Origin of the sequence: Peristeroidobacter soli, assembly GCF_004138485.1 — a bacterium.
GTDB classification, from domain to species: domain Bacteria; phylum Pseudomonadota; class Gammaproteobacteria; order Steroidobacterales; family Steroidobacteraceae; genus Steroidobacter; species Steroidobacter soli.
In genome coordinates, this window is the sequence record NZ_RYEV01000003.1 from 986,374 (window position 1) to 1,009,530 (window position 23,157).

A 23,157-nucleotide genomic window follows, 5' to 3' on the forward strand; every position below is an offset into this window, starting at 1 on the left:
AACTCGACCGTCGAGCTGCTACAATAACGGGCCAACTCCCCCCGGCGATCTTCCATGCAGCCCATTTCCATTGGTGTCGACTTCGGCACCAGCAATACCGTTATTGCCATGGTCGGCGCGGATTTCGGGTCAGCGGTGCTCAAGGTGTCGTCGCGAATGGGTGAGGGCGCGGCCCTGCCTTCCATTCTTTGCTTCCGGCCGGCCGAGCCGAATCCGCGAGAGCGTCCCATTAGTAGTGCCGGTGCCGATGCAATTGCCGATTACATCGCGCGCACTGGGCCGGCGCGGCTGGTGCAATCGATGAAGTCGTTTCTTGGCAGCCGTGCGTTCGTGGACACGAAGGTGTTCACTCATACATACACGCTGGAGTCGTTGATCGGAACATTGCTTCAGCATCTGTATGACGCGACCGGCGCGCGGGATCTGTTGAGTCGGGCACCGCTGGTCATCGGTCGGCCGATTGAATTCGCCGGTGCGTCGCCGGATGACGAGCTCGCGCAAACGCGTTTGAAGGCGGCGTTTGCTCTGGCCGGTCGGGAGGCGGATCGGATTGGCACGGAGCCCGAAGCGGCGGCGTATGCGTTCGCCAGCAGAGCGCGCGGCCGTCATCTCGTGCTCGTCGCCGATCTTGGCGGCGGTACCAGCGACTTCTCGATCGTCGAAGTCGATGCCGAAGGCGCGCAGCCGAAACTCACGCCGCTGGCGCAGACCGGTATCGGCATCGCCGGCGATCGTTTCGATTATCAAATCGTCTATAACGCGGTGTGCCCGGCGCTCGGCATGGGCTCGCAGTTCCAGCCGGAGTCCAAGAAGCTGCCGATTCCGCTATGGATCTACGCCAACTTCGCCAGCTGGCATCAGCTGTCGATGATGAACAACCGCCAGACGTTGCGACACATCACCGATATCCTGCGCACGGCGGTGGATCAGGAGGCGTTCGAAGGGCTGGTGCATGTCATTCGCAACGAGGAAGGCTTCACATTGTTTCAAGCCGTGTCGCGCGTGAAGCAGTCGCTCACGAAGCAGGAAACCGCGAAGCTCAGTTTCAAGGCCGGACCCATCGAGATCGATCGCACGGTCGCGCGTGGCGAGTTCGAAAAATGGATTGCGGACGATTTGTCCCGCATCGAAGCGACGGCTGATGAAGCCGTTGGTATCGCCGGCGTGAATCCCGCAACGCTCACGCGCGTGTTCATGACGGGCGGTACTGCGCTGGTGCCGGCGGTCCGCGAGCTGTTCGCGAAGAAATTCGGGGCGGACAAGCTGGTGGGCGGCGATGAGTTCTCTTCGGTCGCCCAAGGCCTGGCGCTGATGGGCGTGCCTCGCTGAAAGCAGCGTCGGATCCAGTCTGAGCCCCCCCTCAGACATCCCCTGAAAAGCGGCGCCAGGGTTTTTGTTGCACCCCGATCTGCCGATAGGTGCTGCACGGAGTCTCGTATCGAGTACCCATGCAACTCACCATCAAAGCACGTTTGTTTGCCCTCGTCGCCGTGACGCTCACGGCGATGCTGGCGTTGGGCTTCAGCAATTATCGGGGCATGACCCAGGCGGTCGATGGCCTCACCAGTGTGTTCGCGACCAGTCGGGCACTGCGCACTCACCTGGAAGGCGACATGATGCACGACGCGCTTCGCGCCGACGTGTTGTCCGCGTTGCTGGCGCAGACACCGGAAGAATGGGCGGCGGTGAATGCCAGCCTGCGTGAGCATGCCGATCATTTCCGGGAGATGATCAAGGAGAACGATTCCAACGTCACCGATCCCGAACTGCGCGCCGCGCTCCGCGATGTCGGGCCGGTGCTCGAGAATTACATTCGCAGTGCTGAGGGAGTCATCGGCACCGCTCATGCCGACGCCGCCAAGGCGCGGGAGATGTTGCCGGCGTTTGTGGAATCCTTCGAGCAATTGGAAGGCAAGCTCGCTGGCATCAGCGATCGTATTCAGGCGAGCGCTCGCGCCGCTGAGGAAAACGCGCAGAGCTCGACGGCTTCGGCGCGCTGGAGAGAGATCGGCATCCTGGCGCTGATGTTGATCGTCATCGTGGCAGCCGCGAGCTGGATCGTTCGTAGCATCACCGGTGGCGTCAACGGGCTGGTGAAGACGATCACCGAGATTCAGCGGACGCGCGACTTGAGCAAGCGTGTCGACGTGACCTCGCACGATGAGCTGGGGCGGCTGGCCGAATGTTTCAATGAGCTGGTCGTCGAATTGCAGGGAATCATCTCCGAGGTCAATCGCGGCGCCGCCGAGATCGATGGCGGCGCGGCGCAGATGAGCTCGTCGAGCCGCGTGATGGCCAGCGGCGCGTCCGAGCAGGCCGAGAGCCTGGGTCGTATCACACGCTCGCTGACGACGCTGTCCGATCTCACCGACCAGACCACGAAGATTACCGGTCGCGCGAACTCGCTCTCCAGCGATTCTCAGAAGGCGGCGGATCGTGTGTCGGACGAGCTGAAAACGATGTCGACCGCGATGGATGAAATCCGCGCCGCGTCGGCTGAGGTCGGCAAGGTGAACCGCGCGGTCGATGAGATCGCGTTCCAGATCAACTTGCTGGCATTGAATGCCGCGGTCGAAGCGGCTCGCGCCGGCGAGGCCGGTCGTGGCTTCGCAGTGGTGGCGGAAGAAGTGCGCAACCTCGCGCAGCGCTCGGCTCAGGCGGCGAAAGAAACATCGGCGCTGATCGATTCGGCCATGACTCGCGCCGAGCGGGGCGTGCAGATCGCCGGATCGGTGGGTGAGGCGCTTGGGAACATTGCGGTCGTCACCACCCAAGTGAACGACATGCTTCGTGACATTGCCGCCGCCGCCACCAGCCAGGCGCAAGGCGTTGCCGATATTCGCGGCGGCATCGGCGCGCTGGAAAAAGTGAGCCGGCAAGCGGCTGCGAACGCGGAGACGCTGGCGGGCGCGTCTCAGCAGACGGCGGTTCAGGTGCGCGTGATGGGCGAGCTGGTCGGGCGATTCAAATTGTAAGACTGACCCGTCACGGCGATTCGATCGCGCAAGAAAACCGTAAAGTTCGCTCTGTATAAAACGGGCCTCCTTATGTCTCATTGCCTTAAGGAGGCACCGTGAAATTTGCTCCTGTTCTTGCTTTGGGTCTGGCGCTGACCGGCTACATGGCCACGTCGCTCGCCGGCGATTCGGAACACGACCGCGGTCATTCCAAGAATCGCGATAACAAGACCACCACGCTGTTCCGTCTGATGGGCAAGAACACCGTCTGGACGCCGGTGAAGTCGGTGGCTGTGAACTGGCAAACCTTTCACACGCAGGGTCTGGTGAAGATCGGCGATACGTTCTACGTCTCCGCGGTGGAAGTGCTCGAAGGCACGGTGCGTAACGGTGCGTCGACCGACTCGCTCTATGACTTCACCCTCGATCGCTCGACCGGCAATGGCCGCGGCTGGCTGTTCAAGTTCAACGAGGCGGGCGAGCTGCTCGGCAAGGTCGAGCTCACCGACGGCAGCAAATATCACCCGGGCGGCATCGACTTCGACGGCAAGTTCCTCTGGGTGCCGGTCGCCGAATATCGTCCCAACAGCAACAGCAATATTTTCCGTGTCGATCCGAAGACGCTGAAGGCCGAGAAGATTTTCAGCGAGGCCGATCATATCGGCGGCATCGTTCACAACACGCACGACGATACGTTGCACGGTGTGAGCTGGGGCTCGCGTCGTTTGTACACGTGGGAATTGTCCAGGCGCGGTCGCGACACCAAGGTGCGTTCGTCGGACTGGGTGCCGAATCCGCAGTTCTACATCGATTATCAAGACTGTCACTACCAGGGCGTCGCCTACATGCTCTGCGGCGGTGTGCAGACTTACAGCAGCCCGAAGGGCAACGTGGCGCTCGGCGGTCTGGAACTGCTGGACCTGCGTCGCAATCGGCTCGAGCACCAGGTGCCGGTGAATCTGTTCATCGACGAAGGCGCCGGCCCGACCGGCACGCTCGCGCTGACTCACAACGCATTCTGGCTGGAGCCGCTGGGCAATGGCTCGATGCGTGGCTATTTCATGACCGAGACCGACAACCAGGCCGAGCTGGTGATTTACGACGCCACGCCCTGGGGAAGCTCTGATTAATCGATTTCCCCGGCCTCGGCAGGTCTGCAACTGATTGAAATGCTTCGCCGATCGAAACCGATAAAGTCGAGTGGTGGCAATTGATCAGATGTTTCCTGGATCAATCGCGAGTGAGCCGAATCTGACCGGCGTTTTCGCGGAGGTCACGCTACTATGGCGCGACCTCCGCTCGCGCTGGGAAGACACCGTTGATTGCGCTGATTGGTATCGACGTCGATGGCACGCTGGTAGGCAGCTCCGGCAAGGTGCCGGATCTCGTTTGGGATCTGGCCGCGCAGGCACGTGCCAAGGGAATTCATCTCGCCTTGTGCTCGGGGCGGCCGGCGTTCGGCCTGGCTGCCGAATACGCGCGCTATCTCGATGACGACGGCTGGCACATCTTTCAGAACGGCGCCAGCGTCGTCAATCTCGCCACTCGTCATTCGCGCTCCACTCCGCTTCCTGAAGGATCCGTGCGCGGCCTGATCGCGCACGCGCGCGCGACCGGTCAAGTGCTCGAGTTGTATGGCGACGACGATTACGTCGTCGAGAGTGAAGCGCCTTGGGCGAGAGAGCATGCGGAGCTGCTCGGTCTGCCATTCAAACCACGACCGTATGAAATATTGTCGCCGCCGCTGGTGCGCGCGCAGTGGCTGGTCGCTCCGGAAGATGCAAAGAAAGTAGTCGCGCCACCCGATCTCGAGATGGCCGAGTCGACATCGCCGCTGATGCCCGACGTTCGCTTCGTCGGCTTGACCCGGCACGGCGTGAGCAAGGGCAGCGCCATGCGAGAGATCGCCGCGGCCTATCGCATCGACATGCGCGACGTTATGTATATCGGCGACTCGGGCAACGACCTGTCGGCCTTGCGTGTCGTCGGTCATCCGATTGCGATGGGCAACGCCGATCCTCAGGTCATCGCAGCCTCTGAGCGCACGGTGGGGCATGTCGATGATGTCGGGCTGGCGGACGCGCTGAGGATCGCTATAAGCAGCCGGTAACATAACGCGCGAGTCGCGCTAAGATTGGCGCTTGTCCACGATGACAGGTGAGCGCCATGACCATGAGTTCGAGCCATCCGCCGCGTACCGGCGGGCAACTCATTGTCGATCAACTGCTCACGCACGGAGCCGAGCTTGCTTTTTGCGTGCCGGGGGAAAGTTATCTGCCGGTGCTGGACGCGCTGTATACCGTGCGCGACCGCATCCGACTGATCACCTGCCGTCATGAGAATGGCGCGGCCAACATGGCCGAGGCGTATGGGAAGCTGACCGGCAAGCCGGGCATTTGCCTGGTGACTCGCGGGCCGGGCGCGACCAACGCGTCGATCGGTGTGCACACCGCGTTTCAGGATTCGACGCCCCTGATTCTGCTCATCGGTCAGGTGGGTACGGATTTCATGGAGCGGGAGGCGTTTCAAGAGATCGACTACCGGCGCATGTTCGGGCCCATGTCGAAGTGGGTCGCGCAGATCGATCGTACCGATCGAATTCCCGAGTTCATTGCGCGCGCCTATCAGGTTGCGACCAGCGGCCGCATGGGGCCGGTGGTGCTCGCGCTTCCAGAAGATGTGTTGTCGGGAACCGCGGCAGTCGCCGATGCGCGGCCGTGGCAGCGAGTCGAGTCCGCGCCTTCGCCGGAGGCGCTGAGCACGTTGAGCCAGATGCTGGGCGAAGCGCAGCGGCCATTTCTGTTAGCGGGCGGCAGCGGTTGGGATCAGGCGTCCTGCGCACAGTTGCAACGTTTCGCCGAGACTCAGCAGATCGCCGTTGGATGTGAGTTTCGCTCGCAGGACTTGTTCGACAACGCGCATCCGAACTACGCCGGCGATGTCGGCATCGGCATCAATCCGAAGCTGGCCGAGCGCGTGAAGGCGTCGGACCTGGTGATCGTGCTCGGCGCGCGGCTGGGCGAGATCACGACCAGTGGTTACGGTTTGATCGCCGGTCCGGTGCCGACACAGCGGCTGGTGCACATCTATCCGGAAGCTGACGAGCTGGGTCGTTTCTATCACGCCGATCTGATGATCAATGCGACCATGCCTGCGATGGCGCGAGCGCTCGCGGCATTGCCCAAGGTCACGCGCGCGGAAGCGAAGGCGCAGGTCGTGGCTGCGAACGCGGATTATCAAGCGTGGCAAGCGCGCAAGGAGATCCCGGGCAAGGTCCAGATGTGGGATGTGATTCAACACATGGATCGCGTGCTGCCGCCGGATGTCATCGTCACCAACGGCGCGGGCAACTACACGACCTGGGCGCATCGATTTCATCGCTATCGCGGCTTCCGGACGCAGCTCGCGCCGGCATCGGGAGCGATGGGTTACGGCGTTCCCGCCGGCATCGCGGCGAAGGCGTTGTATCCGAAACGCACGGTGATCTCGTTTGCTGGCGACGGTTGCTTTCTGATGACGGGCCAGGAACTGGCGACCGCGGTTCAGTATCAACTCAACGTCGTCATCATCGTCGTCAACAACAACATGTATGGCACGATCCGCATGCACCAGGAACGCGACTATCCCGCCCGGGTGTATGGCACGTCGCTGGTGAACCCGGACTTCTGCGCGTTTGCCAGGGCATTTGGCGCTCACGGCGAGTTGGTGGAGACGACGGAACAATTCGGGCCGGCGTTGGAGCGGGCCCTGAACGCGGGCAAGCCGGCATTGATCGAAGTGCGTATCGATCCGGAAGCAATCACGCCGAACGCGACGTTGCAGTCGATCCGGAACGCCGCGCAGAAATAGTTCGAAGCTCGAAGCCTCGGGAGCCACGATGCTTTACCTGATCTTGGGACTGGTGATCTTCCTGGGCGTGCACTCGCTGGAGATTTTCTCGCCGACGTTGCGGAGTGCCGCGGTCGCCCGGCTCGGCGAGAAGCCCTACAAAGGGATCTACTCGCTGCTCTCCATCATCGGCTTCGTGCTGCTGATCTGGGGCTATGGCCTCGCTCGCCAGCATCCCATCCTGGTGTACGCGCCGCCGTTATGGATGCGCCACCTCACGCTGCTCCTGATGCTGCCCGTGTTTCCATTGCTGCTGGCGGCTTACTTGCCCGGTCGTATCAAAGCGGCGGTGAAGCATCCAATGCTTGCAGCCGTGAAGATGTGGGCCTTCGCGCATCTGCTCGCCAATGGCATGCTGGCTGATGTGTTGCTGTTCGGTGGCTTTCTGCTCTGGGCCGTGGCCGATCGCATTTCGGTGAAGCGACGCGCGGTGCTCCGGCCGTTGCCGGGGCCGCCGCCGAGTAAATTCAACGACGTCATCGCCGTGGTGGGCGGTCTCGCGTTGTATGTGATTTTCGTCTTCTGGCTTCACCTGAAACTGATCGGGGTCCCGCCGCTGGCGCTGTAACTTTGGGTGTTCGCGACGCCAATGTATGCAAAGACTTTGCAAATGGCGCTTGCTCAAAACAATCAACAATGATTCAATGACCGCTCTTCTCATTAGCCCCTAGCGAAGCAAGGAGGGCACCGATGAAACCAATCACCATGCACCTCCCGCCGGTGCGTACCCGGTAATACCGGGCTCCCGGTAGAAAAAACCGCGGCTTGACCCCATATCGGGGTGTTCGCCGCCTTCCCAGTTCGATCGGTTTCGCAAGGACGGCGCGTTCAACGCGCTTCGCTCAATCATGGTCAAATCCCGCGTCGAGGGCTCGCAGGTCCTCCGTAATGTGCTGGTTTTTACGCTCCGCCATTGGGCTGAGCATAAAGTGCTCGTGTTCGTCGTGGCTGCGGCCATGATGCTCGCGACGGTCACGGAACTGGTCGTGCCGGTCTACGCCGGCCGGCTGGTGGACGCGCTCGCGCAGGGTCGCGAATTTGCTGACGTTGCGCTCGATGCCTTCCTCGTCATGGCGGGGTTGGGTTTGACGATGGTGGTGCTCCGTCACCTGGCGTGGTGGTCGATCGTGCCGCTCACGTTGGGAATGATGCGCAAGGTCTCGCAGGGCGCGTTTCATCGCGTGCAGCGCTTCTCGACGGACTGGCACAACAACAGTTTCGCCGGCTCCATCGTTCGGAAGATCACGCGCGGCATGTGGGCGCTCGACATGATCAATGACGTGCTGCTGCTCGCGTTGCTGCCCTCGTTGGTCGTGCTGGTTGGAACCGTGTTGCTGCTCGGTCAGCGCTGGCCCGTCATGGGCGTCGTGATGGCGCTGGGCTCCATTGCGTACGTCGTGCTGACGGTCGCGCTCGCGACACGTCTCATCGCTCCGGCTTCGCGCCTGTCGAATGCGCAGGACACGCGCATTGGTGGTGTGCTTGCGGACGCGCTCGGCGGAAACGCGGTGGTGAAATCGTTCGGTGCGGAGGCGCGCGAAGATGCGCGACTCAGTCGCGTGGTCGATAAATGGTCACGTCGTACGCATCGCACGTGGATGCTTCACACCTGGAGTGGCACGGGGCAGCTCGCGCTGCTGTGGTTCGTCCGGTCGGCCATCACCGCGACGGCTTTGTGGCTGTGGTGGCAGGGGCGGGCGACGCCGGGCGAGATCACTTATGTGCTGACGACGTACTTCGTCGTGCATGGATATCTGCGCGATATCGGTCAGCACGTGCATCACTTGCAGCGTTCCGTGAACGAAATGGAAGAGATGGTTCAGCTGCATGCCGAGCCCATGGGGGTGGCGGATTCGCCGGGTGCTCAGCCGCTGAGTATCCATGCGGGTGAGGTGAAGTTCGATCACGTGACGTTCTGTTACGCGGGTCAGCAGACGCCGCTGTATCGGGACTTGAACGTGCGGATCGCGCCGGGTGAGCGCATTGGTCTGGTCGGGCATTCAGGCTCCGGCAAGACCACGTTCGTGAAACTGATCCAGCGACTGTACGACGTGACCGAGGGTCGAGTGCTGATCGACGGTCAGGATGTGGTGCATGCCACGCAGGAGTCGTTGCGCTCGCAGATCGCGATCGTGCAGCAGGAGCCCATTCTGTTTCATCGCAGTCTTGCCGAGAACATCTCGTATGCGCGGCCCGAGGCGACGATGGAAGATATCGAGCGGGCGGCTCGATTGGCGAATGCACACGACTTCATCGTGCGCTTGCCACGCGGGTATCAGACGCTGGTCGGCGAACGAGGGGTGAAGCTGTCCGGCGGTGAGCGGCAGCGCGTGGCGTTGGCGAGGGCGTTCCTGGCGAATGCGCCGATCCTGATTCTGGACGAGGCGACGTCGAGTCTCGACTCGGAGTCGGAAGCGCTGATTCAACAGGCGATGGATCGGTTGATGTCAGGGCGCACGTCTATCGTGATTGCGCATCGATTGTCGACGGTGCGAGCGATGGATCGGATTCTGGTGTTCGAGCACGGGCGCATCGTGGAGGAGGGTTCGCACGAGGCGCTGCTGCGCAGGCCGCACGGACATTACAAGCGGCTGTTCGAACGGCAGTCGGGCGGGGCAACTCCGCAGTTGGCTCGAGAAGCGGGCTAAAGAAGACCTTCACCCCCTGGCCCCCTCTCCCGTCGTGTACACGTCGGGAGAGGGGGAATTCTTTTTTTATTTTTCCCCCTGCGGGGCGCAAGCAAGAATTTCTCGGGATGGGGCGCCTGTCTGGCGCGGCGAGCTGGCTCAGAGGTAGCTGGTGATGGCGGGCGCGTTGTTCCAATTGTCGTGCTTGCCGTCGACATAAACGACCGGCGCGGCCGCCAGCTCTTCGGGCGTCGCATTCTCCAGGCAGCCGAGGTTGACGCCGTAAATTCGTTGGCCGTCGGGCGTGTTGCCGATGCCGAAACTCCGTACCCCGCAATGTTTGCAGAAGTAATGTTCGTTACGGCGGGTGTTGAACAAATATTTGGTCAGCTCGGCCTCGCCCGACAGCAGCCGGAACTGTTCCGGCATCACGATCGCCGGCCAGAAACGATTTCTGGCGCAGATCGAGCAATTACAGCGATAGGTCGGTTGCGTCAGATCGATGTCCGCTTCGAACCGGACCGCGCCACAGTGGCAGCTGCCTGAATAGGTTTTGAGCATGCGACCACGATAGCATGGCTATGCGCGGTCCACTCGGGCGGCAAAGCAGCCCCACTTCGCATTATGAACATGAAGATAGGCGACGGCGGGATTGCTGAACAGCTGTTCGATCAGATTTTCGATGGCGGTGCCCGGTGCCACTTCCGCCGCCTTCATCATTCCTTGTGAATCGAAAGCACGCAGCGACAACAGGCGAGGGCGCAGTAGCTGAGGAACCTCGTCGACTTCGAGGTGCGCTTCGGCGGCGGACTCGCGGACATAAATCGCGTGACGCGAGCGATACGGCGTGGCGACCGGCAGGTGTTCGTAGTTCAGCAGAAGCAACTTCTCGCCAACCTCGGCATCCTGGAGGCTGACGCGGCAAGGAAAGCCGGGACGTTCATCGGCGGTGACGCGAACGGCACCCTGGCGCGCCAACTCCGCCTCGGACATCGCGAACAAGGCGGAGAACTGGCTGAGCGGCAGGCCGGTGATTTGAAAGCTCATGGTCGACTCCGGAAGGGGGGATCGAGGGTGCCAGCTTGCCGCGCGTGGCTGCGGGCGGCACTCCGCTTCTTGCCCACGTTTTCGTGAGCTGCGCTGGTAACATCGCGAGCCATGCACCCTCTTGCGATCGCCGCCGTCCTGCTGGCGGCGTTTACTCACGCCACCTGGAATCTGGCCGCCAAGCGCGCCTCGGGCTCGCGGCATTTTGTTTGGTTGTATTCGCTGGGCTCGATCATTCTGTATGCGCCGGCGGTGCTGTGGGTTTTCATGTCCACGCGGCCGCAGCTCGAAACTGCGCATTGGCTGGCGTTGTTGATGACCGGCATTCTGCACATGGGCTATTCGCTCACGCTGCAGGCGGGTTATCGGGTTTCCGATTTGTCGCTGGTGTATCCGCTGGCTCGCGGTACCGGTCCACTGCTGTCATTTCTCGCCGCGACTTTCATCTTGCACGAGCCGGCCGGCCTGGTTTCGGTGCTCGGCGTACTGCTGATCGTCGCTGGCATCCTGCTGGTGTCCGGTCTGGCGAATGAAGCTCACAAGGCGCCGCGTGCCGGCATTGCGCTCGGCATGCTCACCGGTGTGTTCATCGCGGGCTACACGATCAATGATGGCTGGGCGGTGAAGGCGTTGATGTTGTCGCCGTTCCTGATCGACTTCAGCGGCAATCTATTGCGGCTCGTCGTGCTGGCGCCGATGGCGCTCAAGGATCCGCCGGCGCTGCTTGCCGAGTGGCGAATGTATCGAAACCCTATTCTGATCGTCGCCGTGCTCGGCCCGCTGGGGTACATCCTGGTGCTGTACGCGATGAAAGTTGCGCCGATCGGTCACGTTGCGCCCATGCGAGAACTGGCGACGTTGATCGGAACCTACTTCGGTGCGCGTCTGCTCAAGGAGCAGGTGACGCCGATACGATTGACGGGAGCCGTGCTCATCGTGACCGGCGTCATTGCTCTCGCGGTCACTGGCTAGCGCACGACGCCGTCTCGAGTCGCGACGCTCGCAATCCTTTGAGTGCCAGCGCCGCGGCGATCAGCGGCAGCAGCGCTGCGATCCACGGCAGCGCCGGCAAGCCGGGGCCGTGATCGATCACTGTGCCGCCCAGCCAGGCGCCGAGCGCGTTGCCGAGATTGAAGGCGCCGATGTTGAAGCTGGAGGCCAGGCTCTGGCCGGCGCCGTTGGATTTCTCCAGCACCCACATTTGCAGTGGCGGAACCGTCGCGAACGAGGCCGCGCCGAGCAGCGCGACGAATACCACCATCGCGATTGCGTCGTGAACGGCGAACGTCATCAGGCCAAGTACGGCCGCCAGCGCGAGTAACGAGCCGATCAGCGTCGTTTCCAGATAGCGATCCGCCAGCTTGCCGCCGACGATGTTGCCCACGACCAGCCCACCGCCGAAAACCAGCAGCACAAGTGAGACTGCCTGTTCGCTGACGTGTGTGAGCTGGGTGAGCATCGGCGCGATGTAGGTGAACACTACGAACATGCCGCCGAAGCCGAAGACGGTCGTCAGCAAGGCCAGAACGACCGGTCCGCGCGCCAGCGCGCGAAGGTCGCTACGCCAATCACCTTCCTCGATCTGTCCGGCATCACGTGGCACGAGTAGCGCAATGACGGCGAGCGCGAACGCGCCAATGCCGACGACGGCCCAGAAAGTCGCGCGCCATCCGGCCATCTGTCCGAGCCAGGTGCCGAACGGAACGCCGAGCACGGTCGCGATGGTCAGGCCGGTGAACATGATGGCGATGGCTGACGCACGCTGTTGAGGTGCGACCAATTGTGTCGCGACCACTGATCCGACCCCGAAGAACGTGCCGTGTGCGAAGGCCGTGAGTATGCGAGCCGCTAACAAACCCAAGTAATTCGGCGCGAGGGCGCAGGCCAGGTTGCCGATCGTAAAGATCGCCATCAACGCGAGCAGCGTCGCTTTGCGAGGCCAGCGAGCTGTGACCACAGTCATGATCGGAGCGCCCAGCATGACGCCGAGCGCATAACCGGAAATCAACATGCCGGCGGCGGAGATGGACACATCGAGGTCGCCGCTGACCTGCAGCAGCAAGCCCATGATCACGAATTCTGTAACGCCGATTCCGAAGGCGCCGACCGCGAGCGCGTATAAGGCAAGAGGCATGACCTGTTCCGAGGAGGCTGAGGGAAGGCAATGATGCGGGCCGGATGGATTGCTGATAAGAATGTCCGCATACACGACCGTCGTGCATTCGATGAACGAATCGGGACCGCGCCATGGACAACAGAACCGGTGAAATCGAGGCCTTTTTGCGTAGTGTCGAGGGTGGCAGCTTCGCGGCGGCGGCCAAGACGCTACGACAAACGCCGTCCGCCGTGAGCCGCAGCGTCGCGCGCCTCGAAGCCCGGCTCGGCGTGCGATTGCTGGCACGGACCACGCGTTCGCTGTCCGTCACGCCAGAGGGTGAGAAGTTCCGGGCGCAGGCGCAGAAGCTGCTGATGGATCTGGATGAATTGGAGCGCTCGTTCACGACGGACAAGAGCGAACCGCGCGGTCGACTGCGAGTGAATGCGTCGACGCCTTTCGGCATTCATCAGCTGTTGCCGGCGCTGCCGGAATTCCTGCGACGGTATCCGAAGATCACGGTGGACCTGTCGCTGAGCGACGCGTTGGTCGATCTGGTGGGCGAGCGGGTGGACGTCGCGATTCGCCACGGGGCGTTGCGTGACTCGTCACTGCGAGCGCGGAAGTTGGGGAGCAGCCGGTGGCTGGTGGTGGCTTCGCCGGAATATTTGCAACGTCACGGCACGCCGCAGACACCGACGGAGCTCGATCAGCACAACTGCCTGAACTTCAACTACCGGCGTTCCATCGAGGGCTGGACGTTCCGGGTCGGCAACCGGAGCAAACAATTTCAGGTCGCGGGGAATTTTCTGGCGAACTCGGGGGAGTCGTTGCGGCTGATGTGCGTGGGTGGGGCGGGGATTGCGAGGCTGGCGGATTTTCTCGTGGGGGGCGATGTGCGTGCGGGTCGCCTCGTTCCGCTACTGCAGGATTACATCAAGGCCGATAGTGAAGATATCCATGCGTTGTATATCGGGCATGCTCGGCTTGCGGCGCGAGTGCGGGTGTTCATGGATTTTCTGGTGGAACGGGTCACCGTCACGGACTGAACTTGGCCGCGGCTGCGGCGTTGATCTCGGTCAGCACTGCACAGGAGAGCGTTCATGCCCCGGGCCGCCAAGGCGTCGATTCCGGCCAGTCTCGAGCCGATGGAGGCGCGGCTGGTCAGTGAGTTGCCGACGGACGCGGGGTGGCAGTTCGAGCCGAAGTGGGATGGCTTTCGGTGCGTGGTGTTTCGGGACGGCGAGCGGGTCGAGCTGCAGGCGAAGTCGGGCAAGCCGCTGGCGAGATATTTTCCCGAGGTCGTCGAGCATGTGCGGGCGATGCGGCCCAAGCAGTTCGTGCTGGACGGTGAGCTCGCGATTCCCATCGGCGCTTCGTTGTCGTTCGGTGCTTTGCAGATGCGGCTGCATCCCGCCGAGAGCCGAGTTCGCAAGCTGTCGCATGAAACACCGGCGACGCTGATGCTGTTCGACCTGCTCTATGACGCGAAGGGGCGCAGCTTGCTGGAGCAGCCGTTCGAAGCGCGGCGCGCGGCGCTGGAGAAATTCTTCGACTCATTGCCGACCACCGACGGCCTGGTGCTCACGCCCTATACGCGTGAGCTGCGCGTTGCGCAGAAATGGTTGAAGGAAACCGGCGGCTCACTCGACGGTGTAATAGCGAAGCAGCTCGATCTGCCGTATGTCTCCGGCGAGCGGGCCATGCTGAAAGTGAAGCGCCTGCGGACGGCGGACTGTGTGGTCGGCGGCTTTCGCTATGGCACGGGCAGCACGCAGGTCGGCTCATTGTTGCTCGGCTTGTATAACGAGGAAGGGCTGCTCGATCACGTCGGCTTCACTTCGTCGATTCCGAATGCCGAGCGTAAAGCCATGACCCAGCGTTTGGAAAAGCTGCGGGGTGGTGCCGGGTTCACGGGCGACGCGCCCGGTGGGCCGAGTCGTTGGAGTACGGAGCGTTCGACCGAATGGGAACCGTTGCAGCCGAAGCTGGTGGTCGAAGTCTGTTATGACCACGTCACCGGCAATCGCTTTCGCCACGGCACCAGGCTGCTGCGTTGGCGGCCGGACAAGGCGCCCGATCAATGTACTTTTGAGCAGCTCGAACGTGAAGCGAGGCCGGCGAAGCTCATTACGACGCTGTTGAAAAAGAAGTGACGCCGGGCGTGGCCCGGGCCGCCGGTCGCATTAAAAACGTTTCATCAATCCGGCTCGGTATACAGGCCGGCGATCCACGCCGCGGCCGGTCACGGCCTCTTTCTAAACTTGCGCGCCATGCCAGAATGGCGGCCTGCCATGGCCAATGGCGATATCGCATGAGGTTTGAAGTGAAGTCCAGCTCGCTCCTGAAAAGATATGTTGCCACGCTGATCGGATGTGCCGCGATGAGCTTTGCAGTCGGTGCCGCGGCGGCCGGCAAGCCGGCCGTGGATCAGGCGTTGCATGATCGAGCACTGGAGATCCTGCAGAAGTCGATCAGTTTCCGGACCGTGGACGGTGCCGGTCAGGTGCCGGCCTATGCGGAGTATCTGAAGGGCGTGCTGGTTCAGGCCGGCTATGCGCCGGGCGATGTCGTCGTCGAGCCGGTGGCGAACACCGCCACGCTGGTCGCGCGCTACAAGGGCACCGACAGCAAGTTGAAGCCGATCGTGGTCATTGGCCACATGGACGTGGTGGAAGCGAAGCGCGAGGACTGGAAGCGCGATCCGTTCACGCCCGTGCTCGAAAACGGCTATGTGTTCGGCCGTGGCTCGGTGGATAACAAGTTCGAAGTGTCCATGATCGTCGCCACGATGGCCAGGTTGAAGCGGGACGGCTGGAAGCCCAAGCGCGACGTGATCCTCGCGTTCTCGGGCGACGAAGAAACGCAGATGGTCAGCACTCGCAAGCTCGCCGAGCAGTTCAAGGGCGCGGAGCTCGCGTTGAATGGCGATGCCGGCGGCGGTCTGTTGTCCGAAGAGGGCAAGCCGGTTGTGTACGGCCTGCAGGCGGGCGAGAAGACCTACGCGGATTTCAAGCTGACCGTCACCAATCCCGGCGGACACTCCAGCCGCCCCGGCAAGATCAACGCCATCAATCAGCTGGCGGCCGCGCTGGATCGCATCGGCAAGTATCAGTTCCCGTCCAAGCACAACGAGCTGACCATGGCCTACTTCCGCGAGAGCCTGCCGAAGTTGTCCGGGCCGACTGCCGAAGCCATCAAGCGCTATCTGGCGAATCCCGAGGATGCGCAAGCCATCGCGACCTTGTCGGAGGATCCGAGCTACGTTGGCCAGGTGCGTACCACTTGTGTGGCCACGATGATCGACGGCGGTCATGCGACCAATGCGCTTCCACAGAAGGCGGAGGCGAACATCAATTGCCGCATCTTCCCGGGCACGTCGGTGGAGGAGGTGCAGAAGACGCTGGGCGAAGTCGCAGCCGAGCCGGCAGTGAAGATTACTCAGGTCACCACGGGCTCGGTAGCGAGCGACGCGTCGCCTTTGCGCAAGGACGTGATGGCCGCCGTAACCAAGGCGGTGCATGCCAACTACCCGGGCTTGTCCATCGTGCCGTCGATGTCGGCGGGCGCGACCGACAGCATGCATTTCCGGGCGCAGGGCGTGCCGAGCTACGGCGTGTCCGGCCTGTTCATGAAGGACTCGGATGAGTTCTCGCACGGTCTGGATGAGCGGGTGCCGGTGTCGTCCATCGACGGCGCGCTCGCGCATTGGAACAGTCTGTTGAAGGATCTGGCGCGCTGATACCAAACGCGCGGGTCCGTCGCTAGTTGGTGACGGGCTCGCGCGTCGTTCCCGGCGTTTCGCTCTTCGCCGTCAGTGCCTGGCCATCCTCGGCATGCAAAGCCCAGAAGCTGAGGGAAGAAACAATCGTCGCGATGCCCAGCGTGATGAACGCGGCGTGCAATGCATTCGTGACCGCGATCTGATCGGTCTGCGGCAACCCGCCCAAGTACCAACCCGTCAGCAACGAGCCGCATGCCAGGCCGAAGCTCATCGACATCTGTTGCATGGTGCTGGCGATGGTGTTCGCCATGCTCGAGCTGCGTGCATCGATGTCGGCGAAGGCCAGCGAGTTCATGCTGGAAAACTGCATCGAGTTGCCCGATCCCACCAGGAAGCTCAGCAGCACGATCAAGACCAGCGGTGTGTTCCGATCCGCCAGCGCGAACGAGCCGATGATCAGGCCCACGATGACCGTGTTCACCATCAGCACGCGTCGATAGCCGAAGCGGCGGAGCAGGTGCGGAGCCGCCGCTTTCACCGTCATCGCGGCGATGGCGGAAGGCATCATCATCAGGCCGGATTGCCACGCCGGCATGCCCATGCCGAGCTGATAGAACAGCGGCAGCAGGAAGGGCAGGCCACCGATGCCGAGTCGAGTGATGAGGCCGCCGAGCACCGACACTCGAAAGGTGCGCGTCTTGAACAGCTGCAGGTTGAGCAGCGGATATTCGGTGCGATTCGCGTGGAAGGCATAGGCGCCGAGCAGTGCGAACGACACCAGGAACAGAATCGCGCTGGACGTGACGTCGAGGCGGTGCTCGCCAAAGACTTCCAGCAACCAGGACAGCAGCGCCGCGCCCGAGCTGAACAGCACCAGCCCGACCACATCCAGTGGCCGTGGCGAGTCGCTGCGATATTCCGGCATGTAACGACGGCTCATCCACAGCGCGACCAGCCCGACCGGGACATTGACGAAAAAGATCTCGCGCCACGACCACCAATGCACGATCAAGCCGCCGATCGTCGGGCCCAGCAGCGGACCGATCAGCGCCGGGATGATCACGAAGTTCATCTTGTCGAGCAGCTGTGACTTTGGAAACGTGCGCACGATGGCGAGCCGTCCGACCGGCGTCATCATCGCGGCGCCGAGTCCTTGCAGGATGCGGGCGGCCACCAGCATGGGCGCGTTCAACGACAGGCCGCACATCACCGAGGACACCGTGAAGATCGCGACGGCGGCGGTGAACAGCTGGCGGGTGCCGAAGCGGTCGGCGAGCCAGCCGCTGACCGGAATGCCGACGGCCAGCGCGAGGATATAGCTGGTGACGATGGCTTTGAGGCTGAGCGGCGTGACCCCGAGGCTGTGCGCCATGGTCGGCACGGCCGTGTTCACGATGGTCGAGTCGAGCGTCTCCATGAACAGCACGGCGCCGACCAGCCAGGGCAGGTAGCGTTGGACGATGGCGAGGGAGGGCGCTGGGGTCACACGCGCAGCTTAGCCATCGATGGGCTGTCAGGTGGGATCGATCTGCCTGGCGGCGTCGCGGATCGGTTGCGCCGAGCTGGGACGGATGACTCGCGCGACTTCGGTGCCGTCCTTCATGAAGACCAGCGTCGGCCACAGCTTGACCCGGAAGGAGCGGCCGAGCGGGCGGCCCGGCCCGTCTTCGATCTTCAAATGTCGTACATCGGGATGCGCCGCGAGCGCCTGCTCGATGTGAGGCTGGGCGGCTGCGCAGAAGCCGCACCAGTTGGTACCGAATTCGATCACGGTCGCGCCCGGCAAGGCGTCGACTTCAGCGCGCGACGGCGCGCTCTCGGTATAGGCGCTCATGGCGCCAAATTCTAGCGAGCCGACTGCACGGTCGTAAGTCGGCTTTTGCGTGCGCTGTTATTGCTGTTTCTCGGTGATCCAGTTGCCGATGTCGGCATCCAGACCCTCGCCGCCTTCCTGGTTGTCGGCGCCGTAAGTGAACAGGTCGAATTCCTTGCCGTGCGTGCCCGGGTAGACGTAGCGATAGTCGTTACCCCACGGATCCTTGCGCGCGCTCGGGTCGAGGTAGCCGCCTTGCTTCCAGTTGCGGACGCTGGAGTCGTTCGGTTTCTCGTAGAGCGCCTTGATGCCCTGTTCGGTGGTCGGATAACGGAAGTTGTCCATGCGATACAGGTTCATCGCGGTCTCGATGGTGCGCAGGTCGCTGGACACCTTGGTCAGCTGCGCGTCGTCGATTCGACGCATGACGTTCGGGGCGACGATCGCGGCCAGGATGCCGAGAATCACCACCACGACCATGATTTCGATCAGGGTGAAACCGCCGCTGCGCTGGAATTTGTGAGTCGATTTCATTGCAATCTCGTTGCGCTGTAATACATGCCGACTGCCGTGTCGGGCCGCGCGGATCATATCCGGATGGATCGTGCCCGCAAACTGGGTACGGCCCAGATCACTGCTGCTGGACCCGTTAGATGGGGCATCTTGCCGCGAGTTCGACTCGGCTCGCGGCCCCAGATTCACTGCATCGTTACTGCGGCGGTTCCTGACCGGGGTGTGGGTCTTCCATGGGGTAGGTCTGCACGCCGTTTTGACCCGAGCCGCTGCTGGCGGTCGATGCCGGCGCTTCGGTCGGTGCGGTCGGCGCTGGCGCATGGACCGGGGCGGCGGGCGCAGCGCCGGTGGCCGAGCGCTGGACGGCAGCGATGAATTGATCGGCCGGTGCCGGAGCCGCCGGCGCATCGGAGCGGATGATCTCGCTGGCGAGGATGCCGGGCTTCTTATAGAACGATTCGTTCGAGGAGCCGTCGATGGTGATGGCCGAGCCGTCGAGCGCCACGCCGGCGAACAGGCCACTGGCGCGCGAATACGAATACACCTGCGCGGTGAGTCCGATATCGGTAGCCGCCGAGCTCTGGCGCCCGATCGGGCCGGCCGCGACCGAGGCGTCCGCGCCCAAGGTCACCTTGCCGCCGACGATGCCTTCGATGCTTTGTTTTGAGGTGAAAACGAGCACGACGTCGGCCGATTGCACGCCCACCTGGAAGCCGAAGCTGCCGCCGGTCAGATTGATGAAGGTCGGGTTGCTCCACGCGCCCGAATCCTTGCGTACCACCAGCACGCCCTTGCCGCGACGACCGCCGATGCCGAGGCCCACCTTGATGACGCTCGGAATCACGGCAACTGCGTAAGCGCGCTCCAGCAACCAGGTAGGAATATTCTGCTCGGGCATGCGCATCAGCTCGCTCAGCACCTGTGTCGAGGTGAGCAGGCGTGCGTCCTGCCGCTCGCCGGCGACCGCTCCGGTCGTGATGGCGCAGGAAAGCAGTAGCACCGCGAGCTTGGTCGCGAACAGGTTGGATCGTGTGAGCATCGGTGGCGTCACTCCTACAATGAGTCTCTTATTCCTGAGACTGTAGCAGAAGCGATGGGTTCAAGCCCCAGGGGCGTGCCTGGTGGTTAATTCGGACGCGCTTGCGGTGAGTGGTCGGGCGCGGTGCCGCTGGTGGCGAGCATCAGGTCGTTGAGCTTCTCGCGCTGACCGTTGGCGATATAGAAGTGCTCGACGCGCTGGCGTGCCTTGATGCGCACGTCGCGATCGGCGCTGTCGTCGGCCGCGAGCTCGGTGTAAGCGCGGGTCAGATATGTTTCCGCCTCGCGCATGCGGCCCTGCTTGAAGAGCACTTCGCCGAGCGCGCTTGCCGAACGGGCCGAACGCCAGGCCGGTGCATCGGTGCGCTTCCAGCGGTTCATCGCCGCCGTCAGCATCGCTTCGGCATCGGTCAGGCGATTGGTCTCGAGCAGCACTTCACCCAGCAGATGCTCCGCCGAGCAGACGTATTGATGATCGGCTGGCCGCGTCTTCGCCAGCGTGTCCAGCGAATGTCGCAGCTCGCGCTCGGCGTCGCTGTATTTCCCGCGACGCATGAGCACCGCTGCATAGGCCGTGCGGAAGTACGGCGTGTACGCGTGCTCGGCGCCCATCGCATTCACGGCGGAGCTGAGCGACTCGGCGGCGAACTGCTCCGACTCCGCCAGCTGCCCTTGCGCGCGACGAATCTGCGACAGCGAGTCGAGCACTTCGGCGACCTGGCGGCTGTTGTTGCCGAACAGGATGCGCTGTTTCTCCAGCGTGGCTTCGAACATCACGCCCGCTTCATTGATGTGATTCTGCATCAGCAGCGCTTCGCCCAGGCGGGTCTCGGCGAGCACGCGATCGGGATGCAGGTCGGGCGCGGTCAGGCGGAAAATATCCACGGCCTGGCGCGTGACCCGTTCCACCGACGGGATATCGTCCATCCACATGAACACCAGCGACAGGTCGAGCAGCACGACGGCCACTTCCTGATCGTTCGGTCCGCGCACCTGACGGTTCAAGGCCAGTGCTTGCTCGAAGGACTGGCGTGAGCGGGTCACGTCGCCGCCGGCGAATTCGACGCGACCACGGTTGGTGAGCAGCGTCGCGTACGTCGGCGTGCGCTGGCCGCCGATCCGGTCGCAGATCGCCATCGCTTCTTTGATCACACGCGCGGAACCCTTCATGTCGCCGAGAATCCGCAAGGTCACGGCCAGTTCGGACATGTCTTCCGCGGCGGGCAAGCCGCCCGCGTTCGGCATTTGCCGGCGCAGATGCACGGCATCTTCGAGATAACTCAGCGAACGTTCCGGGTCGCCGCTGCGGCGGAATGCGCGGCCGATGGAAGCGAGCAGGCGGGCTCGCACTTCCGGACGCATGCCTTTGTCGGCACGCACCTGCAGTCCCGACTGTTCGAGCAGTTGGCGCGCGGTGATCTCTCTGCCTTGCGCTTTGAACGGCTCGGCCGCGGCAAAGACGTCGAGCATGAATTCGGAGACGGCTTGCGCCGATTTGCTTTCGTTGGCGGCTTTGTCGCGCTCGGCGGCGATGCGCTGGTTCTGAAACGACATCGCGACGGCGAAGGCGACGATGACGACGATGAAGAATGCGCCGGCCGACACACCGAACGTATGACGTCGCACGAAACGTTGCGAGTAGTACAGCCAGTTGCCCTGGCGCGCGACCACCGGCTCGGCCGTCAGATAACGGCGCAGGTCGGCGGCCAGCTGTTCGACCGATCCATAACGATGTTGCGGCTCCTTGCGAAGCGCGCGCATGACGATGGAGTCGATGTCGCCGAGCAAACGTTTTTGCAAACGATCCGGCTGCAGGCCGCGAGCCAATGCGATCGCCGCGATCGGCGACTCGCCTTCGGCGGCCTCGGCCGCGTCGATGGCCTTTTTCACCGCGGTGCTGGGGCGCTGCGGGTCGGTGATACAAATGGAACGTTCCAGCTCGAGCTGGCTGGCCGAGGAGGGCACGGTGTACGGCCGCAGCCCGGTGAGCAATTCATATAAAACGACGCCGAGCGCGTAAACGTCGCTGGCGGTGGTGACCTGGCGGCCCATGATCTGCTCGGGGCTCGCATATTCCGGCGTGAGCAGCCGGTCGTTCATGCGGGTCAGCGCCAGCATGGCCGCGGCGTCGCCGGTATCCAGCAGCTTGGCGATGCCGAAATCCAGCAGTTTGGGCGCGCCTTCGGCGGTGACCAGGATGTTGGCCGGTTTCAGGTCGCGATGAACGATCAGGTTCTGGTGCGCGTACTGGACGGCGTTACATATTTCCAGAAACAGTTTCAGGCGCGCGTTCAGATCCAGCTGCTGCCGGTCGCAGTACCGGTCGACCGGCTCGCCGTGAACATATTCCATCACCAGGTACGGCTGACCGTCCTTGGTTTCGCCCGCATCGAGCAGGCGCGCGATGTTGGCGTGATTCAGGCTGGCGAGAATCTGGCGCTCGGCGCGGAAGCGCAGGCCGAGATCGCCATGAATGGTCGCGTTATCGACGATCTTGACCGCGACCTGGGCCGAATACTGGCGATCGGCGCGCTCGCCCAGATAGACCGTGCCGGTGCCGCCGTGGCCGAGGATGGACGCGAGTTTGTAATTGCCGATGACGCGTCCGACCAGCGCCTTGCGTCGGTCGCGAGTGGTGGCGTCGATGGCGGCGCCCAGCGCGTGGGTCAGCGGGCCGGTGGACTGGCCGACATCGCAGGCCAGCAGCTCCAGCAACTCGTCCTTGAGCTCTTTATCGTCGCCGGTCTCGGCGCTGATGAACGTTTCCCGTTCGCGGTCCGGCAGCTCGACGGCGCGGGAAAACAGATCCTGCAAACGCTCCCAGCGGTCGTCGACGTTCTTCCCTGGCTGTTCCAGCGTCATGACGCTTCGGGTTCGCGATTCCGTGCCGGTCGGATCTGACGCAGGATCCAGGCCTTGGCGAGCCGGATTTCCCGATCGACGGTGGCCTCGGAGACCTTCAGCGTCTCCGACAGCTCCTGATAAGTCAGGCCGCCGAAATAATGCAGTTCCACCATCTCCGCGAGGCGGGGATTGTTGCCGGACAGGCGCTGCAGGGCCTCGTCGATTTCCAGCACGTCGATATCGCCCGCGGTGGCCGGACCGAGATCGAGCACGTCCATGTCGAAATCGTTCAGTGAACCCGTGGTGGTGCCGCCGCGTTTCTCACGAAACCGGGTCTTGGCGTGATCCACCAGAATACGTCGCATCTGCCGCGCGGCCACAGCAAAGAAATGCGCACGGTCCTGCCACGAGACATTCATCTCGACGAGCTTGACGAATGCTTCGTGCACGACGGCAGTGGCCTGCAGGGTATGGCCCGGCCGCTCGCGTTTCATATAGCGGCGGGCGCGGTTACGCAGCTCTTCATATATGAGCGGCGTCAGTCGTTCCAGGGCGCGCGTGTCCCCTGACTGCCACGCAGACAACAGCCTTGTCACTGCCTGCCGGTCGGG

20 protein-coding genes are annotated in these 23,157 nt (G+C 62.9%); 11 read left to right on the forward strand and 9 right to left on the reverse strand.

The features are described 5' to 3' along the window. Positions 1–54: 54 nt before the first annotated feature. The 7 genes from EKO19_RS13130 to EKO19_RS13160 all read left to right on the forward strand — a co-directional run bounded on the left by EKO19_RS13130 (position 55) and on the right by EKO19_RS13160 (position 9,493). On the forward strand, positions 55–1,329 hold the full coding sequence (locus tag EKO19_RS13130) for an Hsp70 family protein (protein WP_129776848.1): 1,275 nt from the start codon (positions 55–57) through the stop codon (positions 1,327–1,329). 119 nt (positions 1,330–1,448) lie between these two features. Next, entirely contained in the window at positions 1,449–2,975 is a 1,527-nt protein-coding gene (locus EKO19_RS13135) for a methyl-accepting chemotaxis protein (RefSeq protein WP_129776849.1), read from the forward strand. Positions 2,976–3,073: 98 nt separating this feature from the next. After that, on the forward strand, positions 3,074–4,087 hold the full coding sequence (locus EKO19_RS13140) for a DUF6454 family protein (protein WP_129776850.1): 1,014 nt from the start codon (positions 3,074–3,076) through the stop codon (positions 4,085–4,087). A gap of 188 nt (positions 4,088–4,275) precedes the next feature. Further along, on the forward strand, positions 4,276–5,067 hold the full coding sequence (locus tag EKO19_RS13145) for a Cof-type HAD-IIB family hydrolase (RefSeq protein WP_129776851.1): 792 nt from the start codon (positions 4,276–4,278) through the stop codon (positions 5,065–5,067). Positions 5,068–5,129: 62 nt separating this feature from the next. Further along, complete coding sequence (locus EKO19_RS13150; RefSeq protein ID WP_129777394.1) at positions 5,130–6,806, forward strand: thiamine pyrophosphate-binding protein; 1,677 nt, start codon at positions 5,130–5,132, stop codon at positions 6,804–6,806. 28 nt (positions 6,807–6,834) lie between these two features. Continuing rightward, positions 6,835–7,413: an NnrU family protein gene (locus EKO19_RS13155; RefSeq protein WP_129776852.1), complete on the forward strand. Its 579-nt coding sequence runs from the start codon at positions 6,835–6,837 to the stop codon at positions 7,411–7,413. A 280-nt stretch (positions 7,414–7,693) separates the two neighbouring features. Next, positions 7,694–9,493, forward strand: coding sequence for an ABC transporter ATP-binding protein (locus tag EKO19_RS13160; RefSeq protein ID WP_129776853.1), 1,800 nt, complete (start codon positions 7,694–7,696; stop codon positions 9,491–9,493). Between the two features lie 138 nt (positions 9,494–9,631). Here EKO19_RS13160 and EKO19_RS13165 read toward each other — a convergent pair whose 3' ends face one another. After that, on the reverse strand, positions 9,632–10,033 hold the full coding sequence (locus EKO19_RS13165; RefSeq protein WP_129776854.1) for a GFA family protein: 402 nt from the start codon (positions 10,031–10,033) through the stop codon (positions 9,632–9,634). An 18-nt stretch (positions 10,034–10,051) separates the two neighbouring features. Then, a complete protein-coding gene (locus EKO19_RS13170) occupies positions 10,052–10,519 on the reverse strand; it encodes a DUF1203 domain-containing protein (protein ID WP_129776855.1) in 468 nt (155 codons plus the stop codon). A 111-nt stretch (positions 10,520–10,630) separates the two neighbouring features. Between EKO19_RS13170 and EKO19_RS13175 the strand changes: the two genes are divergently transcribed. Further along, the gene (locus tag EKO19_RS13175; protein WP_129776856.1) at positions 10,631–11,491 is read left to right on the forward strand and encodes a DMT family transporter; all 861 of its coding nucleotides are present in this window, start codon (positions 10,631–10,633) and stop codon (positions 11,489–11,491) included. On the opposite strand, the gene EKO19_RS13180 is transcribed toward EKO19_RS13175, so the two are convergent. Beyond that, positions 11,481–12,653, reverse strand: coding sequence for an MFS transporter (locus EKO19_RS13180; RefSeq protein WP_129776857.1), 1,173 nt, complete (start codon positions 12,651–12,653; stop codon positions 11,481–11,483). The genes EKO19_RS13175 and EKO19_RS13180 overlap by 11 nt on opposite strands. Positions 12,654–12,766: 113 nt before the next feature. Here EKO19_RS13180 and EKO19_RS13185 point away from each other — a divergent pair, with 113 nt between their 5' ends. From EKO19_RS13185 to EKO19_RS13195, 3 genes are all read left to right on the forward strand, one after another. After that, positions 12,767–13,663 (forward strand): LysR family transcriptional regulator, encoded by an 897-nt coding sequence (locus EKO19_RS13185; protein ID WP_129776858.1) that lies wholly within the window; start codon positions 12,767–12,769, stop codon positions 13,661–13,663. A gap of 54 nt (positions 13,664–13,717) precedes the next feature. After that, positions 13,718–14,770, forward strand: coding sequence for an ATP-dependent DNA ligase (locus tag EKO19_RS13190; protein WP_129776859.1), 1,053 nt, complete (start codon positions 13,718–13,720; stop codon positions 14,768–14,770). Positions 14,771–14,997: 227 nt separating this feature from the next. After that, a complete protein-coding gene (locus tag EKO19_RS13195; RefSeq protein ID WP_129776860.1) occupies positions 14,998–16,356 on the forward strand; it encodes a M20/M25/M40 family metallo-hydrolase in 1,359 nt (452 codons plus the stop codon). Positions 16,357–16,378: 22 nt separating this feature from the next. On the opposite strand, the gene EKO19_RS13200 is transcribed toward EKO19_RS13195, so the two are convergent. The 6 genes from EKO19_RS13200 to EKO19_RS13225 form a co-directional block, all read right to left on the reverse strand. Continuing rightward, positions 16,379–17,824 carry a DHA2 family efflux MFS transporter permease subunit gene (locus EKO19_RS13200; protein WP_217705310.1) on the reverse strand — a complete coding sequence of 482 codons (1,446 nt, stop codon included), beginning with the start codon at positions 17,822–17,824 and terminating at the stop codon, positions 16,379–16,381. 27 nt (positions 17,825–17,851) lie between these two features. Further along, a complete protein-coding gene (locus EKO19_RS13205; protein ID WP_129776861.1) occupies positions 17,852–18,172 on the reverse strand; it encodes a thioredoxin family protein in 321 nt (106 codons plus the stop codon). 57 nt (positions 18,173–18,229) lie between these two features. Then, on the reverse strand, positions 18,230–18,685 hold the full coding sequence (gene gspG / locus EKO19_RS13210) for a type II secretion system major pseudopilin GspG (protein ID WP_129776862.1): 456 nt from the start codon (positions 18,683–18,685) through the stop codon (positions 18,230–18,232). Between the two features lie 175 nt (positions 18,686–18,860). Next, positions 18,861–19,703 carry a lipid-binding SYLF domain-containing protein gene (locus tag EKO19_RS13215; protein WP_129776863.1) on the reverse strand — a complete coding sequence of 281 codons (843 nt, stop codon included), beginning with the start codon at positions 19,701–19,703 and terminating at the stop codon, positions 18,861–18,863. Between the two features lie 86 nt (positions 19,704–19,789). After that, on the reverse strand, positions 19,790–22,564 hold the full coding sequence (locus tag EKO19_RS13220; protein WP_129776864.1) for a serine/threonine-protein kinase: 2,775 nt from the start codon (positions 22,562–22,564) through the stop codon (positions 19,790–19,792). Then, the gene (locus EKO19_RS13225) at positions 22,561–23,142 is read right to left on the reverse strand and encodes an ECF-type sigma factor (protein WP_217705311.1); all 582 of its coding nucleotides are present in this window, start codon (positions 23,140–23,142) and stop codon (positions 22,561–22,563) included. The genes EKO19_RS13220 and EKO19_RS13225 overlap by 4 nt, the downstream gene beginning before the upstream one ends. Positions 23,143–23,157 lie beyond the last annotated feature (15 nt).

Bases quoted from the DNA above. Each gene is read 5' to 3' on its own strand.
- EKO19_RS13175 (WP_129776856.1), top strand. From the start codon at position 10,631: ATGCACCCTCTTGCGATCGCCGCCGTCCTGCTGGCGGCGTTTACTCAC.
- EKO19_RS13155 (WP_129776852.1), top strand. From the start codon at position 6,835: ATGCTTTACCTGATCTTGGGACTGGTGATCTTCCTGGGCGTGCACTCG.
- EKO19_RS13185 (WP_129776858.1), top strand. From the start codon at position 12,767: ATGGACAACAGAACCGGTGAAATCGAGGCCTTTTTGCGTAGTGTCGAG.
- EKO19_RS13180 (WP_129776857.1), bottom strand. From the start codon at position 12,653: ATGCCTCTTGCCTTATACGCGCTCGCGGTCGGCGCCTTCGGAATCGGC.
- EKO19_RS13165 (WP_129776854.1), bottom strand. From the start codon at position 10,033: ATGCTCAAAACCTATTCAGGCAGCTGCCACTGTGGCGCGGTCCGGTTC.
- EKO19_RS13150 (WP_129777394.1), top strand. From the start codon at position 5,130: ATGAGTTCGAGCCATCCGCCGCGTACCGGCGGGCAACTCATTGTCGAT.
- EKO19_RS13215 (WP_129776863.1), bottom strand. From the start codon at position 19,703: ATGCTCACACGATCCAACCTGTTCGCGACCAAGCTCGCGGTGCTACTG.
- EKO19_RS13135 (WP_129776849.1), top strand. From the start codon at position 1,449: ATGCAACTCACCATCAAAGCACGTTTGTTTGCCCTCGTCGCCGTGACG.
- EKO19_RS13190 (WP_129776859.1), top strand. From the start codon at position 13,718: ATGCCCCGGGCCGCCAAGGCGTCGATTCCGGCCAGTCTCGAGCCGATG.
- EKO19_RS13170 (WP_129776855.1), bottom strand. From the start codon at position 10,519: ATGAGCTTTCAAATCACCGGCCTGCCGCTCAGCCAGTTCTCCGCCTTG.
- EKO19_RS13130 (WP_129776848.1), top strand. From the start codon at position 55: ATGCAGCCCATTTCCATTGGTGTCGACTTCGGCACCAGCAATACCGTT.
- gspG (WP_129776862.1), bottom strand. From the start codon at position 18,685: ATGAAATCGACTCACAAATTCCAGCGCAGCGGCGGTTTCACCCTGATC.
- EKO19_RS13195 (WP_129776860.1), top strand. From the start codon at position 14,998: ATGAGCTTTGCAGTCGGTGCCGCGGCGGCCGGCAAGCCGGCCGTGGAT.
- EKO19_RS13205 (WP_129776861.1), bottom strand. From the start codon at position 18,172: ATGAGCGCCTATACCGAGAGCGCGCCGTCGCGCGCTGAAGTCGACGCC.
- EKO19_RS13220 (WP_129776864.1), bottom strand. From the start codon at position 22,564: ATGACGCTGGAACAGCCAGGGAAGAACGTCGACGACCGCTGGGAGCGT.
- EKO19_RS13160 (WP_129776853.1), top strand. From the start codon at position 7,694: ATGGTCAAATCCCGCGTCGAGGGCTCGCAGGTCCTCCGTAATGTGCTG.